Raw genomic sequence first — 18,334 nt, forward strand, 5'->3', positions numbered from 1 at the left:
TGTGAACTTTCCGAAAAGGGGGAAGAGAAAGTGAATAGTATTTTAATTGCCGTTCTTGGTCTGGTTGTTTTTGCACTGGGCTACCGCTATTATTCCAAGTTTATAGCGGAAAAGATTTTTCGTCTTGATCCCGACTATGTGACGCCGGCTCATAAATACAAAGATGGTGTCGACTTTGTGCCGACAAACAAATTTGTACTGTGGGGTCACCATTTCACGTCAGTTGCGGGGGCAGCACCGATTCTCGGGCCTGCTATTGCGGTCTATTGGGGCTGGTTGCCTGCGCTTTTGTGGGTTGTTCTGGGAACCGTATTAGCAGCGGGTGTCCATGACTTCGGGACGCTGGCCATATCGATCCGCAATAAAGGACAGTCGATTGGCACACTGGCAAATAAGCTGATAGGGCAACGGGCTAAGATTCTGTTCTTATTTATCATCCTTATTCTTGTATTAATGGTAAATGCTGTATTTGCCTGGGTCATTGCCAATCTATTTGTTTCGTTCCCGGCAAGCGTCCTGCCCGTATTCATTCAAATTCCGCTTGCGATTTGGATTGGGTATGCCGTGTATAAGGGTAAAACAAAAATGCTTTTGCCCTCGGTCATTGCACTTGCCGTCATGTATCTGGCAGCAGTTCTGGCAAGTCGTGTAGGCTTTTTACAGATCGATTTGGTTTCATACTTTGGAGGCGAAGGCAGTGCCGGTTTATTTGGACTTGGCGCCGTCAATAGCGCTTTCTTCATTTGGATTCTGGTCTTAATGGTTTATGTGTACATCGCGTCGACTTTGCCGGTCTGGAAACTTCTTCAGCCGAGAGACTTTATTAATTCCCACCAGCTTGTAGTCGGACTGGGCATTCTGTATTTAGGTTTGCTGTTCACCAATCCGGAAATTACCGCGCCGGTTACAAATCCGGGCGCTGACACATCATGGTTCCCGCTGTTATTTATCACCATTGCATGTGGTGCCATATCCGGGTTTCATGGTCTGGTGTCAAGCGGGACATCTTCCAAGCAGATTGACAAAGAAACGGATGCTCGTTTCGTCGGTTACTTTGGAGCAGTCGGTGAAGGAGCACTCGCGTTAATTTCTATCCTGGCAGTCGTGACATTTTTTGGTAACACGGATGAATTTTTTGGAACCTACAGCAGTTTTACGGCAGCTAATGAGGCCGGTTTGAATGTGTTTGTTGAAGGTGCAAGTGTATTGGCTTCCGGTCTGGGGATTCCTGTTGATATTGCCGCAACGATTGTGTCGATTATCGTTGTCAGTTTTGCAGCAACAAGTCTTGACACATCTGTAAGGCTGATGCGTTACATCATTGCTGAGCTCGGTACAGAATATAAAGTGCCGGCGCTGACTAAAATGCATGTGGCAACATCTGTTGCGGTTATAGCAAGTACTATTTTGGTATTGATGCCTGAAGGATCAAGAGGATTTGGCTCCGGAGGGTATCTGCTTTGGCCGCTGTTCGGTACGTCCAATCAACTCTTGGCCGGTATCAGTCTGCTTCTCGTTTCCATATGGCTTAAAAGGCGGGGAAGCAACTATTTAGTGACATTGATTCCAATGATTTTTGTGATGTTCATGACACTGTGGGCGATGTTTGAACAGGTGTTGTTTGAATGGTCCTGGTTCGGAAGCGATCCGAAATTGCTTCTGTTTGTTCTCGGTTCCATCATATTTGTTTTTGCCGTCTGGATTGTTCTGACAGCATTCAGTACATTAACGCGCAATATGGACTCACCAGAGGACCTGGATGAAAATATAAAATAGGTAAGAAACTTCGGCTGCCGCCTCGTCTTTCCAGAGGTCAGAAGCCTTAAAGTTAGACTGGAAAAGTCAGCTACAGTGATATACTTTCTTATCTTAGAACAAAAGGGATCAAGCATTGTGCTGATCCCTTTAGGATTTATAAAGAGGTGAGATCATGCTTGAACAACTCAAGAGACTTGTGGCGTTTTATGAAGAGGTGTTAAGTATGCCGCATCGCCAGGAAATCGCCAGGGAACTGCGTGATCAGGATGATTTATTTTTATTGCTTTTATATTCCGAAATGATTGGCATTCCAAATCCGGTTTATTATTACACACTTGAACTGTATCCGTATATGATTGAAGAGTTTCATGACTGGCACCTGCGCATGGGCATGGATAAGTCACCACTGACAGGTATTCGCTGCTGCTAGGATTGGAAATACAGCTTTTTTTGAAACTGATGACAGAAAGGAAGTATGCCGGATGGAAGTCCTGAATAAAAAGATTATTTTCGTCGGTGGAAAGGGCGGTGTCGGCAAGTCGACAACTGCTGCGGCGATCGCATGGAAGTCCGCCGGAAAAGGGCACCGCACATTATTGATTTCCACTGACCCGGCTCACAATTTAGGTGATATTTTTGATCAATCGATTGGCGGCAGTACAACAAATGTTTCTGAAAATCTGTTTGCGCTTGAAATCGATCCGGCTATTGAGACTGACGCGTATATTAAAGGTGTGAAAGCGAATATCCAAAATGTTGTGCAGTCAAGCATGATGGAAGAAGTCCATCGTCAGCTTGATACTGCGAAGGCTTCACCCGGAGCAGACGAGGCAGCGTTATTCGATCGATTGATTTCCATCATATTAGAAGAAAGTGATGGATACGATAAGCTGATTTTTGACACAGCGCCGACAGGTCATACAATAAGACTTTTGTCACTGCCGGAATTAATGGGTGTTTGGATTGAAGGCATGCTAAAAAAACGGCAGAAGACAAATGAAAATTACTCGGCTTTGCTTAACGACGGTGACCCTGTGGAAGACCCGATTTATGATGTGTTAAAAGAGCGTCAGGAGCGTTTTTCCAAGGCACGGGAAATATTGCTTGATGGCAGCTTAACCGGTTTTGTTTTTGTGCTTAATCCGGAACGTCTGCCGATTGAAGAAACGAAAAAAGCAATTGAATTACTCGATCAGTACCATTTGCATGTGAGAACTCTGATCGTCAATAAAATTTTGCCTGACGATGCAGATGGCGAATTTTTGCTTAAACGAAGAGAACACGAGCAGCAATATATGGAAATGATTAGAAAAGAATTTCAAAAGCAGGAGAAAATTTATGTTCCGTTGTTCCCACATGATATAATTAAACAAGAACATCTTGAAACAATTAGTCAGTATTATAAGGAGGAGGACATTGTTAGATGAAAGCATTTGTACATGAATACGGAAAACTGAAAATAAAAGATATGAGTGTGCCTTTCGCTGATCATGGACAAGTTAAGGTATCTATCAAAATGGCCGGTTTTAATCGCCGCGATGTAGCTGTGCCGGATCGCAGAGGAAATGATGCGGGTGCATTAATTCTTGGTTCTGACGGCGCTGGTGTTGTGGAGGCCATCGGTGAAGGTGTCTCTGAATTCTCTGTTGGGGATGAAGTGATAGTTAACCCGTCGCTTGGCTGGTACGAAAATACGGAAGCACCGCCAAAACAATTTGATATTCTTGGGATGCCTGATAATGGCACATTTACCGAAACAATCGTTTTGCCCGCAGAACAACTCGAAAAGAAACCCGGGCATTTATCCTGGGAAGAAGCAGGTGTGCTTGCGTTATCAGGATTGACAGGATACCGGGCGTTATTTACTAAAGGAAATTTGCGGGCTGAAGATACATTGTTTATCCCGGGTGCCGGAAGCGGTGTGGCAACTTACTTGATTCAATTTGCCAAGAAAGCCGGTGCACGTGTAATTGTTTCTTCCCGAAGTGAGGAGAAGTGCAGCCAGGCACTTGAACTGGGTGCTGACCGCGCGATTGACACCAATAGTGACTGGTCTTTCGAACTGAAAGATGAGACAATCGATATTGTCATTGACAGTGTAGGAGAGGCCACATTTAACCGGTCTCTTGATGTACTGAAAAAAGGCGGCCGCTTTGTGACATTCGGCGCCACAACAGACGATACAGTTGAACTGAATCTGCGCAAGTTTTTCTACGGGCAATATAAGCTTATCGGTACGACAATGGGCAGTCAGGAAGAACTGCAAGCCATGCTGGCATATATCGACGAGCATCAGATCCATCCGGCGGTAGACCGGTCATTTTTGCTGGATGACGCACAAAACGCCCTTGAGTATCTGAAAGAATCGAAACAATTCGGGAAAGTCGTCCTGAATGTCAGTGAATCATAACGAGCAGACTCTTCATGTTGGAGAGTCTTTTTTGTGTTCCATAGTTAAAAGCTATGCCTGATTGCGCTTCATTGCAAATAAGGCGTGATCTTGTCAATTGCTTGCTGCATCCGCTCACTATTCCGCTGATAAAGCTGTTTGGATGCCTGATTTTCGGTGGCCAGAGCAAATAATTCGAGGTCAGCTTGGCATTTTTTCATTGAAGCCAGCAGAAGCGGCTTCTCAGTTGGCACGGGAACCGTCAGTTTATCATCGTATAAGTCAACTGTTAATTGACCGTCACTGTCGACTTGGGCAAGAAAAACATTTTCAATGCTGATATTCATCTTCTCGAGTTCCGTTTCCAGCCAATTCGTATTCAATGACGCATTGGCCAAAGGTTCCAGCAAGGCTTTACCATCCATAACCACTGTTTGGGGTTCCTTTTCCGGAGCAACGCTTGCGCCGAGTATTTTCGGTGTAATCGGCTGATTTTCTTTTTTGGGAAGCACATTGACTTTTCCGGTTGGCTCAAGAACGGCGAATTCTACATTGCGTGCATTGAAGATGTTATTGTTCCTGAGCTCTTTGAGCAGGTCATCTGTCGTATAGCGCTCTTTTTTTAAATTGTCTTCCATAATCTTTCCATTTTGGATTAAAACGGTTCCGTTCCCTTGGATGAGATTACGGAATCGTTTGCTCTTAAGCTGCATGAATTCAATGGTAATCGGAATCACAAGCCACACAGCCAGTGCCAGTAAGCCGTACATTACATTTGTCGTCACATCGGTCACATGTATGGCAATGATACCGCCAATAACAATACCCGTAATATATTGAAAGATATCCAGCTGTGACATTTGTTTTTTGCCGAGTGCTTTGGTAATTAAAAATAAGACGATTAAAAAAACGACTGAACGCGTCAATATTTCTGCCCAACCTGGCATAGAGAATCATTCCTTTATGATGGTTATCTGTTACGATTCTGATGAACTTAGCTTTTATATTGAGGTTCTTCTTTGGTCAAATGCAGCACCTGATTTTCCAGGTCATTTTGAACGGTTCGCATTGTATTCCGGACGTCATTGAATATTTCGTCTGCTTTCTGGTCCCGAGTTTTTGCTGAAAGGGATTCAAGTGTTGCTTCGATATTTTTAACAGATGCGAAACATCCTTTTACTTGTGAGCTGACAGTAATTTTGATCCTATCCTTTCGGTTTGAAAATGAAAGCACCGATTAGGCCGAAAATAATGGCAGCCGATATACCGGCACTGGTTACTTCGAAGATACCGGTCACCACCCAATGATACCGTGTTGTTCAGCTTCTTGCATGGCCCCATGAACAAGCTGGTTGCCAAAATTTGTTATTGGAACAGTTGCTCCTGCCCCTGCAAAGTCAATGAGCGGATCGTATAATCCTAAACCATCAAGGATCGCCCCGGAGATGACAAAGATGGTTAAAGTGACCCCTGGATTAAGCTTAAACACATCAAAAAGAATCTGGCCAATGACACAAATTGTCCCGCCGATAACAAATGCCCAGAAAAATATCATTGACTATCACTTCCTGACTCAATCGAGACAGCGTGGGCGATGCACGGAATCGCGTCATTCTGCTGAACACTTAACGGGGAATGCAGTGAACCGGTGGCGACGACAAGAATGCGGCTTAACTGCTCATCCTTCATTAATTTTAAAAAATGACCATAAACACCTACTGCTGAACTTGCGGTGCCGCTTGCCCCCGAGAGTACCGGCTGACCTTCGCGGTAGATGGTCAGACCGCAGTCCTGATAGCTTTCTTCTTGAATGGGGATGTTTTTCTCCCGCAGCATGTCCAGCGAAATTTCCCGGCCGACATGGCCAAGGTCGCCTGTTATGATTAAATCGTAGTAAGATGGATCGATATCCCGCTCTCGTAAATGGGTTTCAATGGTATCGACAGCAGCAGGCGCCATGGCAGCTCCCATATTAAACGGATCTGACATTCCCATATCAACGACTTTGCCGATGGTGGCTGATGTGACAATTGGACCTTCGCCATTTTTAGCAACTAAGGCACAACCTGCCCCGGTAACAGTCCATTGCGCAGTAGGGGGCTTTTGACCACCATATTCAGTTGGGTAACGAAACTGTTTTTCGGTTGCAGCATTATGGCTCGCCGTGCCGCTTAAAATGTAATCTGCCCCATCACCGTTAATAATGAAGGCAGCGAGTGCCAGGCTTTCCATCGATGTTGCACAGGCACTGAATAATCCTAAATACGGGACATCAAGCGTTTTAGCTGCGAAGTTACTCGGTGTGATTTGGTTGATTAAATCACCGCTGATAAAAAAATTCACGTGTTCTTTTTGAATAAGACTGTTTTTGACAGCTGTCTGACTGGCTTCTTCCATCATGATGCGCTGGGCTTTTTCAAATGATGACTGCTTCAGCCACATATCATCATGCAATATATCAAATGCTTCCGGAACATTCCCACCTGCTTCAAACGGACCACCGACAGTCCCTGTGGAGATAATGACCGGGTGATTGTCAAAAACCCATGTCCGATGTCCTTCTAACATTAGAGACCACCCCATTCAATCAAAATGGTTTTTATCAAGGCGATGACAAACGCCGAAAATACCCCATAAACGATAACAGGGCCTGCCAATTTAAACATATTGCCGCCAACTCCAAGGATAAGGCCTTCAGAACGATGCTCAATTGCTGAAGAAATAACTGCATTTCCAAACCCGGTCACCGGAACAGCCGACCCGGCGCCGGCAAATTGGCCAATACGATCGTACACACCAAAACCCGTCAAGAACATGGTGATGAAAATTAACGTTGCAACCGTCGGGTTTCCTGCCGTCTGTTCCGTAAACCCAAAGAAATAAACATAAATGGTGGATATGATCTGGCCGATAAAGCAAATGAAGCCACCTATGAGAAAAGCTTTAATGCAATTTTTAAGTAATGGACGTTTCACTTCTCTTTTGTCGGCAAAGGCTTGGTACCTTTGAGCATTTGGCGGTAAATTTTTCTTCTTGTTATCTGCCATACATTCTCACGCTTCCTTTACGTTTTGTCCTTCTTTAGATTAATAAGACGATCAACTTCTTTGGTTAACTTCTTTGCTGAAATGTCGCGATCATTGATTTTTTTCTCCAGACTTTTGAGCTCAAGGACCAGTTTTTTATCGGCGGAAACCTCAACGTCCAGGTCAGGGAATTCTTCGTCCAATTGTTTTTGGATTTTTTTATTCAAATCGGCCAGCTGGAACCGCTTATGGTGTTTTATTTCAAATGCAAGAATCATTTTATTATCTGTATTGACAGCATGTATGGCTGTGATGTCGTCACGCTGTCTCAAGCTTTCCTTAGCCTGATTTGCAGCGGTTTGATTAATAGAGCTGTTGGTTGAAATCATGCTGTAATTAATATCGTCATTTGCTTCCGGTGGATTTGGATCGTTGCAGCCGATCAGAATTCCAGCAAGACTAAATATCATAAGGAATCTTAAGGCACGCATATCTAACCTCCAGATTTGAGGGAGGCTGGCTTTTAAGGCCAGCCTCCTTATTTAAAAACCTTTATACTGCGGTTCCTCTTGTTCCATTTGCTGTACGCGAGGTTCGACCGATTGCAGAATCGTTTGGGTCTGATTGGCTGCATTTTCATAAAGCTTCTTAGCTTGTTTGTTTTCTGTCTGGAGTGCGAATTGCTCAAAGCTCGCCTGTGCACTCTTAAGACCGGCTATTGTCTGTTTAACCTGGGATGAAACAGTCATGTTGATTTATCCTCCTTTAGAACGGGAATGTATTTATAACAGGTGAAAAAGTTTGCAGAAAAACATGGTCGTTGTCGGCCGGTGTTTTTCTAAGCACTACACTCTTTATAATTTTATTTAATCCCATTATTTATGCTTTCTATTTTTTACCTTTTTCATCGGGCTCATGGTCGAAGCTTTTTAACGAGCCCATAATTTGATAAGGGTATCAAACAAAAATTAAATTTTCGTTTAATATTCTGGAACTTTTCGGCAGGATAATTCGTCATATATAAAAGTGGGGGAGGGCTGGATATGAAAAGAATATTGGTGATTTCTGCATTGGCTGCGGTATGTATCCTTGCTATCGTCTCTTATTTCTTTTATGGGCAGGAGGCAGAGGCTGAGCTTACAAATGGCAATACAAATGCAACGCAGCAGGAAGATTTTATTTTACATATTCGCGTGGAAAGTATGGAAGAGGGTTTTCAGGTGTCAAGGGCTCTTCAGTATGTCGGGGAGGGGTCTGTGGAAGTAGAACATCAGACACCGCTCGTTTCAGTATCATTCAAAAATCAGAATCATGATTATACAGGCAGTACTATGACTAAAACGTTAAATACAGGCAATAGCTACCACCCGCAAGGTCCGAAAACATTTGAAGCGCCAAGGAGTGGCACCTACATATTGTTTTGCGAAGCACGTTTCATGGTCAATGATAAGTTTATAACCATTAATCATCAGGAAGAATTGGAGTTTAATTAAGTCCGAAAACTTTACCTGCTTCGCATTTGCAGAGGTCAGAGGCCGGAAGTCAGACCAAAAAGAACCCCGGCATCGGATGCTTTAATTTAAATCATTATTTTGCTGTTTCAGTTTCGTTTACTATGAAGTCAATGTCTCTTTCCGGTTTATTGTTATTTTCCCATTGTTTCAGTTGTTCAGCAGATGGTTCCGGGACCTCCGGAACGATTACGGAAATACTGTCGGGTGAGACCCATTTCGCGTCCAGTATTGGCCATGTATAATCCAGTACATCCACATCATCGGTTTGATTGCGTAGTGTTTTCTGTTCCCAGGAGTTAAGATCGATGACAACAATGTCAGAAAGCGGCGGATGAGATTCTTCCCGATTAAAATGGAACAGCATTTTTTTCTCGTCAGGTGACATGGTTTTCTGTACCAGTGTTGCCAAGTCAGCAATTAAATATGTTCTGTTTTCTTCGGTCCGGTCCAGCAATAAATAGGAGCATGATGTTGATTCATGGCAAGAGAATTCAAGTAAATACAGATTTCTGTCAGCTGCTTGTATCGGCAGAAGTGTCATTTGTTCAATTGCTTCTTCACGCATTTGTACAGCCTGTAAATAACTGTTTAAAATGGGTACCATTTTTAGATTTACCATAACTTTTTCTTCCGGGAGGGCAAATTCAATAAATTCATCAACTTCTTTCTCATCACCATCTTCAATTTCCTGTTCAACGATTTCCGGTTCCTGGGTGGAATCTTCCGGGGGTGAATCAGATTTGACAATGACCGGTTCCTCGTTGCATGCCATCAAAAACATGAGAGCTATAAAAACAAAAGCTTTCTTTCCCATACCACCGCCCCCTTCAATCAAATCTTTTTATCCATTATACTAGAAATAAGAGCTGAAAGAAGTCCTGAACAATAAAAAACACCTCTGATCTATCACTTGCTCTGCTTTGGACCATTTCAAAGGTGTTTATGATGCTTTTTTTGCACATATATTTTGTAAAGCGTTTTTCCGCTGATAATCTTCCTAAACAACGGAAGGATACCTGTGATATCAATTTATCGGTATTTTTGTTAAACTTAGTTTAAAGCAAGCATTAGATACGGAGGGTTTGATAATTCATGGCAGAAGTGAGGAAACCAATTCCGGTCGAAGAAGCAATCAGTCATGTGTGGGACCACAGGCTAAATGGGAAAGCAGAATTCGTTTCCATTAATGACTGTGACAATAGAAGGCTGGCGGAGGATATTGTTGCCAAACATCCTGTCCCGCCGTTTCCTAAATCACCGTACGACGGTTTTGCGCTGCGTTCAGAAGACACATTGGAAGCGGATAGGGATAATCCAATGACATTTGAAGTCGTGGAGCATATCGGGGCTGGTCAATTGCCGGAAAAAAGATTACATAAAGGTCAGGCAACACGCATTATGACCGGTGCCAAAATTCCAGAAGACGCTGATTGTATTGCCATGTTTGAAATATGTCAAGTACATGAACAGGATAATCGCTCCTTTATGTCCGTTAAACGAACGATTGCCTCAGGACAAAATATTATCGAGAAAGGATCAGAAGTTGCGGACGGGGAAAAGCTGATTAATCGGGGAACATTAATAAGCCCCGGTACAAAAGCTGTTTTGGCCACTTTTGGGTATAGTCAGGTCAAAGTTGCCAAAAAGCCGGTGATAGGCGTCATTGCAACGGGCACTGAATTGCTGGACGTTGATGAGGAATTGAAGCCGGGCAAAATCCGCAATTCCAATGCTTATATGATCACATCACAGATTATCAGAGCAGGCGCTGAGTATAAGTATTTTGGGAAATTGGAAGATGAATTAAAGACCAGTTATGAAACAATTAAACAGGCACTGAATGAAGTTGATATATTAATAACAACAGGCGGCGTCTCGGTTGGTGATTTTGATTTAATGCCGGCAATTTACGAAAAGCTCGATGCTGATGTCCTTTTTAACAAAGTGGCAATGCGTCCGGGAAGTGTCACAACCGTAGCAGCAGCAGGGGGGAAATTGCTGTACGGGTTATCAGGAAATCCTTCTGCATGCTATGTCGGATTTGAACTTTTTGCCAGACCTGCCATCCAGTATTATTTATTTAATCAGACGCCTTTTCTACGGCGGATTAAAGCAATACTGGCAAATGATTTTCCGAAACCTAACCCGTTCACACGGTTTGTACGAAGTTATATCACATATGAAAATGGCAGAGTGAATGCTAATCTTGCGGGAATTGATAAATCCAATGTTGTGACCTCGCTGGCCCATTCCAACAGCTTGATGATATTACCGGGCGGCACACGAGGATTTAAAGCAGGGGACGAAGTTGAAGCAATGCTATTGAATGATCAACAAGGCCAGTCAGAATTTCTGCTTGAATAAGCTGACAACGGATGGATGTCTGTGTCACAAAGACCTGGTTACAAGCCAAGTTTTCTCAATAAAGGAGAGGTTTCTGTGAATAATGAAACAGCGCCAATTAAAGACCATTTCGGAAGAGTACTTAAAGACTTGCGCATATCAGTGATTGATAAATGCAATTTTCGCTGTACTTACTGCATGCCTAAGGAAATATTCGGTGAGGATTACGTGTTTTTATCGGAAAAAGAACTGTTGAGCTTTGATGAAATTATCCGGCTTGCTAATACATTTGCTCGTCTCGGCGTTGAAAAAATCCGCATTACCGGTGGTGAACCGCTGATGCGCAGAAACTTGGATCATTTAATTGCCGAACTGGCCAACATTCCGGGCATTAAAGATATCGCACTGACGACAAATGCTGTCATGTTGACGAAGATGGCTAAAAAACTTAAAGCTGCAGGGCTGGAACGTGTCAATATCAGTCTGGATGCAATTGAAGATGATGTTTTTAAAGACATTAACGGAAGAGGTGTCGGCTCGAGTCCGGTATTAAAAGGGATCGAAGCAGCAAAAGAGGCAGGACTCGGCATAAAAATCAATATGGTCGTCAAAAAAGGTATGAATGACAGCCAGATACTGCCGATGGCTCGTTATTTCAAAGGAAAAGATATTATTTTGCGCTTTATTGAATTTATGGATGTCGGAAATCATAATGGATGGGATTTCAAACATGTCATCTCTAAAAAAGACATCATCAATACAATTAATGAGGAACTGCCGATTGAACCGGCAGAAGAAAATTATTACGGCGAGGTCGCTTCCAGGTATCGCTATAAAGATGGCGAAGGAGAAATCGGTGTTATATCTTCAGTAACCGATTCCTTCTGCGGCACATGTACCAGAATCCGGTTATCGGCAGACGGAAAGCTTTACACATGTCTTTTTGCTTCAGACGGTTTTGATATTCGGGAAAAAATGCGGCAGGATGAATTATCAAACGATGCATTGGAGCAAGAATTGACCAGCCTATGGGGCCGGCGTAAAGATCGTTATTCTGAAGAACGGACTGAAGAAACACAACGCAACCGCAAGAAGATTGAGATGTCTTATATTGGCGGTTAAAAATGATTGGTGAAAGGAGGGTGAAGGTGTGAAAACATTTAAGCTGAGTTCTTTAAAGGTCATTGATAACGAGGATGCTGACATGTTGGAGCAATCAATCCCTCTTTTGGATGGCTTGATTATCAATCGAGAAGATGAGGCGTCCCGGTGGGTAGTTGAAGCTTATCTTGATAAAAATCAATATGACTTTTTCCATAATCTGAGAAAAGATAACGCCGAAGTGTTAATCCAGGTTAAGATTACGAAAGAGAGCAACAGACCAGCCACTTTCATTACGGCCATCATTGATATGAATCAGATTGGCGAGCAAATCAATGTGCTTTTCATGGGAACGATCGTTGATCAGCGAAAAGAAATCATTGAAAAGAAGCTGAAAGCGCTGATCGAACAGGGCTTTCAGGGAGAAGACTTGTTGGAAAAATTTAAAGAGCAGATTTAACGTTTAAGGGCTCGGTTACAGAGCAAAATACGCTATAACAAAGCCTACAGGAGTGCTGATCACATAATGATCAGCACCCTGTTTTTTTGAGTGCTGTTTTTAAAGTTTTTTGTAAAAGAGTTCTTTCCGGTGAAAAATTGTCGAAATTTGAGGCATTTAAGTGCAATGACTGCTATAATGATGTTAAGTTTTTGTAAGTAAACCGATAATATGATTTGAGGATGCAGGGTGTTGTATATGTTTAGACATTCTTTGTTCCGCTGGATAAACTGGCTCTCACCGGTACAGCTGATTTTTTTATTTTACTTTATAGCCGTTATTGCAGCCACGGTACTTCTGGCATTGCCGGCAGCCCATCAGGAAGGCGTAACCCTGCCTTTTATCGATGTACTGTTCACAGCTGTCAGTGCACTAAGTGTAACGGGGCTCAGCACGGTAACAATTGCAGAAACGTTTAGTACAACCGGGATTGTCATGCTGGCGGTCATACTCCAATTAGGCGGCGTGGGTGTAATGGCTGTAGGTACGTTTATCTGGATGCTTATTGGAAAGAAAATCGGACTGAGAGAACGCCGGCTGATTATGGCCGATCAGAATCAGACATCATTTGCTGGCATCGTCCGTCTGGTAAAGGAAATTTTAGTCGTTATTCTGATTATTGAACTGATTGGCTTTTTGATTCTGGGGACGTATTTTCTGCAGTATTTTCCAACCGCAAAAGAAGCTTATTTTCAAGGATTTTTCGGTGCCATCAGTGCAACCACAAACGGCGGCTTCGATATAACGGGGCAGTCTCTCGTGTTATTCCGGAATGATTATTTCGTGCAGTTTATCAATATGCTGCTGATTATCTTTGGTGCTATTGGTTACCCTGTACTGATAGAAATGAAATCTTTCTTATTTGCCAAAGGTAACAGCCGAGTTCCGTTCAGGTTTACGTTGTTTACAAAAGTGACGACTTTAACGTTTTTTGGCTTGATCGTTTTTGGCACCATTTTTATCGTGTTGCTGGATATAGATGGATTTTTCAGAGACAAGTCCTGGCATGAAGTTTTGTTTTATTCTCTGTTTCAGTCGATTACGACACGGAGCGGCGGTTTGAGCACGATGGATATCAGCCAGCTTTCAGAACCAAACCATTTAGTTATGTCTTTCCTTATGTTTATCGGCGCTTCACCGAGCAGTGCCGGCGGAGGGATCAGAACAACAACATTTGCATTAGTTGTTATATTTATAGTTACATATGCCAGAGGCAAGCGCAATATACGCCTGTTTAATCGTGAAGTATATGAGGAAGATTTGTTAAAAGCTGTAACCGTAACCTTAATGGCGCTTATTTTTGTGTTTACAGCGACAGTTGTTTTGCTAATTGCTGAACCATTCGATGTGATTCCTATTCTATTTGAAGTTGCTTCAGCGTTTGGAACGGTAGGTATCTCATTGGGTATAACAGAAAATCTATCAGCCTTCAGCAAAACCGTTATCATGATTTTAATGTTTATTGGAAGAGTAGGCATTATTACATTTTTATTCATTTTCCAAGACAACAAAAGAAGTGGAAAATATCATTATCCAAAAGAAAAAATGATCATAGGATAATCGCTGTCTGTCCATTTGGGGGAGGAAATCCATGTTTAAGGAAATGAAATTGCCAATCCACTATGAAATATTAGAAAAACTGAACCATTCGCTTGATGTGAAAGTCATTGCCGAGGGCATTGAAACAATCGAGCAGCAGTGCGGCAAAAAAACTGGTGAGCCCGTTAAGTGCAAGTGCAGCGTTTAAGAGGACCCACGGTGCTGCATCGCAGTCTGAAGGCAGCAGAAGAATCATTTTAGTTATTCATTGTCGGTTGATATATTCATGATTTTTAATTGATCATTTTCACGGTCGATTGTAAGCTTGTATGTTATCTCTTCCTTTTGAGTTTCTTCTTCAGACTGCTTTGTTTCTGCAGTAACCTCAGCTGTTATTTTAACTTGATTGTCTTCTGTGACATTGCTTTTTAAATCAGAATATTGAAAGTCAACATACTGTGTATATCCTTCCCGGAAGTCAGGGTAGGAATCGGCAGACTGCATTGCACTTCCGAGCAGTGTGTAAGCCCCGACATAATCTCTGATACTGATACTTTCAAAAAAATATTCAGCCACATACTCAGCATCTTCAATCAGCTTTTCAGGATTCTCGGCACTCGTTATATCATCAGTATTTTTAAAATTAAGCTGATCATTATTGGCTTCATTTGACCAAGTTGTCACTTGCTTATAAATGTCATTTGACGGAATGCTGAATCCGATCGTTCCATCAGATGTGCCTACAGCATTAACGCCGATAACATTCCCGGTCTCCCGGTTGATTAGCGGCCCGCCACTGTTGCCCTCAGTTATTTGTGCAGATATTTGATAGGCATTTTCATAGTTGAAGCCATCAACTGTAAAGTTTCGCTCTGTACCGGATATAATACCCAATGTTACGGTGTTTTGAAAACCATGCGGACTTCCGAGAGCAATAACATCATCTCCCGTTTCTGCTTTTTCCTCATCTTCCAATGTTAAAGCGCTCTGATCTGCCAGCTGTGGTACGCGGATAACGGCTATATCGGTTTCCTCACCCTTACCAATTACTGCAGCAGGATAAACATGTCCATTGGCAGTTCTGACATTGATGACATCTGCATTCTTTATGACATGTGCGTTGGTAATAATATCGCCTTTTCCGTTGTATATAAATCCGGATCCGGTTTTCGTGTTTTGCTCGTTTTGGCCCTCTATTTGAACAACACTTTTTTCAGCATTATGAATGATTGTCTTAAGGTCCAGCGTTTCATTGCCGGATTCAACCTCGTTTATCATCGGATTGTTTATAGAAACAGCGTCTGTCTGCCATTGATCGTTCAGAACAGCCAGAATGGCAATACCGGCTGCGATAATGATTATTGAAACGATTAATGGCCCGCGCAGTTGTTTGTCCAATACATTCACCTCGCTGAGGAAAATTCTTATCCTTGCTGATCAGTATACCATCTGATTCGATCAACTTTTATGTTGATATCTTCTTCTTTTTGGTCAATATCGAAGTGGGTGAACTCGAACTCGCCGGTGTCATCGGGAATGAGGGTGTCTGGATAGACATACACTTCATTTGATAATAATGTCTCATCACCGTTCATTAAATTATATTCGATAAGGACGGAATTGATCGGTATCGTCGCGACGCTTTTTACTTTTCCTTTCACGACCACTTCACCCTGGTCATTACGTTCGACATTAGCATTAACAAGTTCTATCGCGTCATTTTCATTTAATTTCCGTTCTTCTTCAGCCGAATTGATTGCCTGCTCAATCCTTTGCTGTTGAGCTGTTTCGAAGGCAGCTTTTTCTTTTTCGATTGTTGTTTTCAGGCTTTGCAGTTTTTCGGATTCCGGTGCATATTTCAAGCCATCTTCCACCAATAATAAGGCATCGGAGAATTGTTTCTCATTCAGCTGCTCACTTGCTTGGGAAAACGTGTAGTCGACGATCTGGCTCCGGATATTACCCGCGACCTCGCTTGCTTCATCGGTTTGGATTGCATCTGCTTCCCATAATAATGTTTTTAAATCGTTTATGCCGGGTTCCTGTTCCAGACTATATCTGAGCTGCTCTAATTTAATGGCACTTCGCTTGTCTGTCAGTTTATTTATGAGTGGATTGACCGCTTCACCGATATAATTCGTTAGTCTGTTTTCAGCATCGTTGATAATTGACAAGGCTTTCTGGAATTCCTGTTTTTCAAGATGCTGTTCTGCTTGACCTACTTGTTTGTCTTCAATATCTATTGCGGTCTGAACAAAGCTCATCAAGGTTCCGGCTTCGGAAAAAGAACTCTTTATATCGAGAGCTGAACTCAGGTGCTTACTTGCTTTTTGATAGTTTTCTTCTACAGCACTTTCTTCAGCTTTTTTATACAAATCCTTGGCCTCGGTGGTCTGATGCTGCTGGAAAATGTAATAAATCCCTATTGTGAGCATCATAACAGCAAAAACCGCTATGGGAAGGTACCAATATTTATTGAATTTACTTTTGGACTCGAGACGTTCAAACATGTCCTTAGGTAATTTTTTTCCGCATTTAATACAGTAGGACTCGTTTTCACGTACATCTGTACCGCAATAAGGACAATGGTGCATAGTCATACCTGCTTTCACTTGAAGTTAAAAAAGTTGTTTGTGTTCGATTATTATAATTAGTTTATCATATTTTTGATATTTTCCGTATACTGTTATCCATAAACATGGATTTCTTGGGATAAAGTTTCATTTTTGTTCTTGTTCTGAGGAATGAAAATCAATTCCTCAGGATGAAGTTTCACTTTAATTAAAACGTTGGAATTGGTATGATGGTAGAGAGATAATTGTTTTGTACATAAATGCAGTAAGGAGGTACACTCATGGAGGTATGGGAAATCGCTTTTGGCGTTGTTTGTTTCGGAGTGCTCGCACTTAATATCGGCTACTGTATATTTGATAATGAATAACATTTAAAAAGACTCAGCCATGCAATTAGCTGAGTCTGACCTGTTTTTCACTTCGTCATTGACCACTCGTTTAATGGAAATATGATTAACTCTGATTTTCCGGTTATATTCTCTCCGCTTATAAACCCGAGGCCATTCCTGCTGTCTTTACTTAGCTGCCTGTTATCACCCATTACAAAATAACTGTTTTCAGGGACTTCAAGTGGTCCGATTTCTCCGGTGTTGTTGCGTATGGCACCAGTAATGAATGTTTGCTTGTATTCCTCGCCATCAATATATAACGTCTCGTTGTCCACTGCAACGTTTTCTCCAGGCAAGGCAATAACCCGCTTTACATAATTTTTCTGCCGTCTGTCGATGATGACGATATCACCGCGTTCAGGATCATTAAACAGATAAGTGAATTTATTAAAAAGGACAATTTCACCGTTTTCAAGTGTCGGCTCCATGCTCTCGCCTTCAACGACAGACGTGACCAGCACAAAAGAGCGCAGCAGAAAGGCTATCACCACGGCTATGAGAACAACTTTTATCATTTCAGCCCATCCATTTTTCTTTTTTGTTTTTTCCATTGATGACATCCTTTCTTGTTTGCTCAAAGATAACTGACATCGGTTGCTATCGCGTTATATGCCTCTTGTTTTATAAGTTTTCCTTCTATTGGCTTGTTGAATGAAAATCGATAAGCTTCATTTCGTTTATAGTACATATTTATCTCCTTCAGAAGAAATGGTTCTTCAGCAATATTCACTGGAACTTGTCATGTTTTGTTGAAGTGTGCTATGGTTATGTAAATTGACGAAGGGAGTTGCTTTTTAAACTACATGTGTGCTGCAGACAAGCTTTTGGATCGAATTGAATTTTTGCGAAATAAAATGACAGAAATAGCTTTTGACAAAGGCTTCACCAGTAATGAAGCAATTACGACAAGCCAAGAGCTTGATAAACTTTTAAACCTCTATGAATCTATGAAACAAGTGAATGGGCAGAAAAAAGTTGAGTAATGTTGACTGAATGATTTTTGCCTTCACCGGTTAAACTCTTTCTAAATGAAAGCGAAAGCTCTTCCGTATAACAGTGCAGCTTTCCCCGTATGCACTGAAATCAATTCCCGTTTAGTATCACAATATATTTTGTCCGAATAGAGGACAGGTAACATCGAATCACTTGAGACTGTGTTAAAACATATGCCGGACCTGTAACTTCCATGATTTGGAGATTTCA

Annotated in this window: 21 protein-coding genes and 1 pseudogene; 11 read left to right on the plus strand and 11 right to left on the minus strand. The window is 42.1% G+C overall.

Annotated features, from left to right (window positions below; all coding sequences use genetic code 11):
• Positions 1-30: 30 nt before the first annotated feature.
• The 4 genes from AOX59_RS01000 to AOX59_RS01015 all read left to right on the plus strand — a co-directional run bounded on the left by AOX59_RS01000 (position 31) and on the right by AOX59_RS01015 (position 4,168).
• Positions 31-1,776: a carbon starvation CstA family protein gene (locus AOX59_RS01000; RefSeq protein ID WP_068440562.1), complete on the plus strand. Its 1,746-nt coding sequence runs from the start codon at positions 31-33 to the stop codon at positions 1,774-1,776.
• A gap of 154 nt (positions 1,777-1,930) precedes the next feature.
• Positions 1,931-2,188: a cory-CC-star protein gene (locus AOX59_RS01005; protein WP_068440565.1), complete on the plus strand. Its 258-nt coding sequence runs from the start codon at positions 1,931-1,933 to the stop codon at positions 2,186-2,188.
• A 52-nt stretch (positions 2,189-2,240) separates the two neighbouring features.
• Complete coding sequence (locus AOX59_RS01010) at positions 2,241-3,185, plus strand: ArsA family ATPase (protein WP_068440567.1); 945 nt, start codon at positions 2,241-2,243, stop codon at positions 3,183-3,185.
• On the plus strand, positions 3,182-4,168 hold the full coding sequence (locus tag AOX59_RS01015) for a zinc-binding dehydrogenase (RefSeq protein ID WP_068440570.1): 987 nt from the start codon (positions 3,182-3,184) through the stop codon (positions 4,166-4,168). The genes AOX59_RS01010 and AOX59_RS01015 overlap by 4 nt, the downstream gene beginning before the upstream one ends.
• A 68-nt stretch (positions 4,169-4,236) precedes the next feature.
• Here the strand turns inward: AOX59_RS01015 and AOX59_RS01020 are convergent, their stop codons facing one another.
• The 7 genes and pseudogenes from AOX59_RS01020 to AOX59_RS01050 all read right to left on the minus strand — a co-directional run bounded on the left by AOX59_RS01020 (position 4,237) and on the right by AOX59_RS01050 (position 7,922).
• Positions 4,237-5,094 (minus strand): DUF421 domain-containing protein, encoded by an 858-nt coding sequence (locus AOX59_RS01020; RefSeq protein ID WP_068440573.1) that lies wholly within the window; start codon positions 5,092-5,094, stop codon positions 4,237-4,239.
• A 47-nt stretch (positions 5,095-5,141) separates the two neighbouring features.
• Positions 5,142-5,381, minus strand: a complete 240-nt coding sequence (locus AOX59_RS01025) for a DUF1657 domain-containing protein (RefSeq protein ID WP_237049342.1) — start codon at positions 5,379-5,381, stop codon at positions 5,142-5,144.
• Positions 5,353-5,702 (minus strand): annotated as a pseudogene (gene spoVAE, locus AOX59_RS01030) (stage V sporulation protein AE). The gene AOX59_RS01025 and the pseudogene spoVAE overlap by 29 nt, the downstream one beginning before the upstream one ends.
• On the minus strand, positions 5,699-6,715 hold the full coding sequence (gene spoVAD / locus AOX59_RS01035; RefSeq protein WP_068440575.1) for a stage V sporulation protein AD: 1,017 nt from the start codon (positions 6,713-6,715) through the stop codon (positions 5,699-5,701). Before spoVAD ends, spoVAE begins: the two are co-directional and overlap by 4 nt.
• On the minus strand, positions 6,715-7,194 hold the full coding sequence (spoVAC, locus tag AOX59_RS01040) for a stage V sporulation protein AC (RefSeq protein WP_068440577.1): 480 nt from the start codon (positions 7,192-7,194) through the stop codon (positions 6,715-6,717). Before spoVAC ends, spoVAD begins: the two co-directional genes overlap by 1 nt.
• 17 nt (positions 7,195-7,211) lie before the next feature.
• Positions 7,212-7,664: a YhcN/YlaJ family sporulation lipoprotein gene (locus AOX59_RS01045; RefSeq protein WP_068440579.1), complete on the minus strand. Its 453-nt coding sequence runs from the start codon at positions 7,662-7,664 to the stop codon at positions 7,212-7,214.
• A 51-nt stretch (positions 7,665-7,715) separates the two neighbouring features.
• A complete protein-coding gene (locus tag AOX59_RS01050) occupies positions 7,716-7,922 on the minus strand; it encodes a DUF1657 domain-containing protein (RefSeq protein ID WP_068440583.1) in 207 nt (68 codons plus the stop codon).
• Between the two features lie 294 nt (positions 7,923-8,216).
• Here AOX59_RS01050 and AOX59_RS01055 point away from each other — a divergent pair, with 294 nt between their 5' ends.
• Entirely contained in the window at positions 8,217-8,666 is a 450-nt protein-coding gene (locus tag AOX59_RS01055; RefSeq protein WP_068440586.1) for a hypothetical protein, read from the plus strand.
• Between the two features lie 94 nt (positions 8,667-8,760).
• Here the strand turns inward: AOX59_RS01055 and AOX59_RS01060 are convergent, their stop codons facing one another.
• Entirely contained in the window at positions 8,761-9,501 is a 741-nt protein-coding gene (locus AOX59_RS01060; protein ID WP_068440590.1) for a hypothetical protein, read from the minus strand.
• 278 nt (positions 9,502-9,779) lie between these two features.
• On the opposite strand from AOX59_RS01060, the gene AOX59_RS01065 reads away from it, so the two are divergent.
• From AOX59_RS01065 to AOX59_RS19440, 5 genes are all read left to right on the plus strand, one after another.
• A complete protein-coding gene (locus AOX59_RS01065) occupies positions 9,780-11,051 on the plus strand; it encodes a molybdopterin molybdotransferase MoeA (RefSeq protein ID WP_068440593.1) in 1,272 nt (423 codons plus the stop codon).
• Between the two features lie 75 nt (positions 11,052-11,126).
• Positions 11,127-12,152 carry a GTP 3',8-cyclase MoaA gene (gene moaA / locus AOX59_RS01070; protein WP_068440595.1) on the plus strand — a complete coding sequence of 342 codons (1,026 nt, stop codon included), beginning with the start codon at positions 11,127-11,129 and terminating at the stop codon, positions 12,150-12,152.
• A gap of 28 nt (positions 12,153-12,180) precedes the next feature.
• Positions 12,181-12,591 (plus strand): YwpF family protein, encoded by a 411-nt coding sequence (locus AOX59_RS01075; protein ID WP_068440597.1) that lies wholly within the window; start codon positions 12,181-12,183, stop codon positions 12,589-12,591.
• 237 nt (positions 12,592-12,828) lie between these two features.
• Complete coding sequence (locus tag AOX59_RS01080; RefSeq protein WP_068440600.1) at positions 12,829-14,190, plus strand: TrkH family potassium uptake protein; 1,362 nt, start codon at positions 12,829-12,831, stop codon at positions 14,188-14,190.
• Between the two features lie 31 nt (positions 14,191-14,221).
• Complete coding sequence (locus tag AOX59_RS19440; RefSeq protein ID WP_156418610.1) at positions 14,222-14,377, plus strand: hypothetical protein; 156 nt, start codon at positions 14,222-14,224, stop codon at positions 14,375-14,377.
• A gap of 53 nt (positions 14,378-14,430) precedes the next feature.
• Here AOX59_RS19440 and AOX59_RS01085 read toward each other — a convergent pair whose 3' ends face one another.
• From AOX59_RS01085 to lepB, 3 genes are all read right to left on the minus strand, one after another.
• Positions 14,431-15,567: a S1C family serine protease gene (locus AOX59_RS01085; protein WP_068440603.1), complete on the minus strand. Its 1,137-nt coding sequence runs from the start codon at positions 15,565-15,567 to the stop codon at positions 14,431-14,433.
• Positions 15,568-15,593: 26 nt separating this feature from the next.
• Positions 15,594-16,769, minus strand: a complete 1,176-nt coding sequence (locus AOX59_RS01090; protein ID WP_237049344.1) for a zinc-ribbon domain-containing protein — start codon at positions 16,767-16,769, stop codon at positions 15,594-15,596.
• Positions 16,770-17,157: 388 nt separating this feature from the next.
• A complete protein-coding gene (gene lepB / locus AOX59_RS01095; protein WP_068440609.1) occupies positions 17,158-17,682 on the minus strand; it encodes a signal peptidase I in 525 nt (174 codons plus the stop codon).
• Between the two features lie 273 nt (positions 17,683-17,955).
• On the opposite strand from lepB, the gene AOX59_RS01100 reads away from it, so the two are divergent.
• Positions 17,956-18,114: a Spo0E family sporulation regulatory protein-aspartic acid phosphatase gene (locus AOX59_RS01100; RefSeq protein WP_335338766.1), complete on the plus strand. Its 159-nt coding sequence runs from the start codon at positions 17,956-17,958 to the stop codon at positions 18,112-18,114.
• Positions 18,115-18,334: the final 220 nt, after the last annotated feature.

It is taken from the genome of Lentibacillus amyloliquefaciens, assembly GCF_001307805.1.
GTDB lineage: Bacteria > Bacillota > Bacilli > Bacillales > Amphibacillaceae > Lentibacillus > Lentibacillus amyloliquefaciens.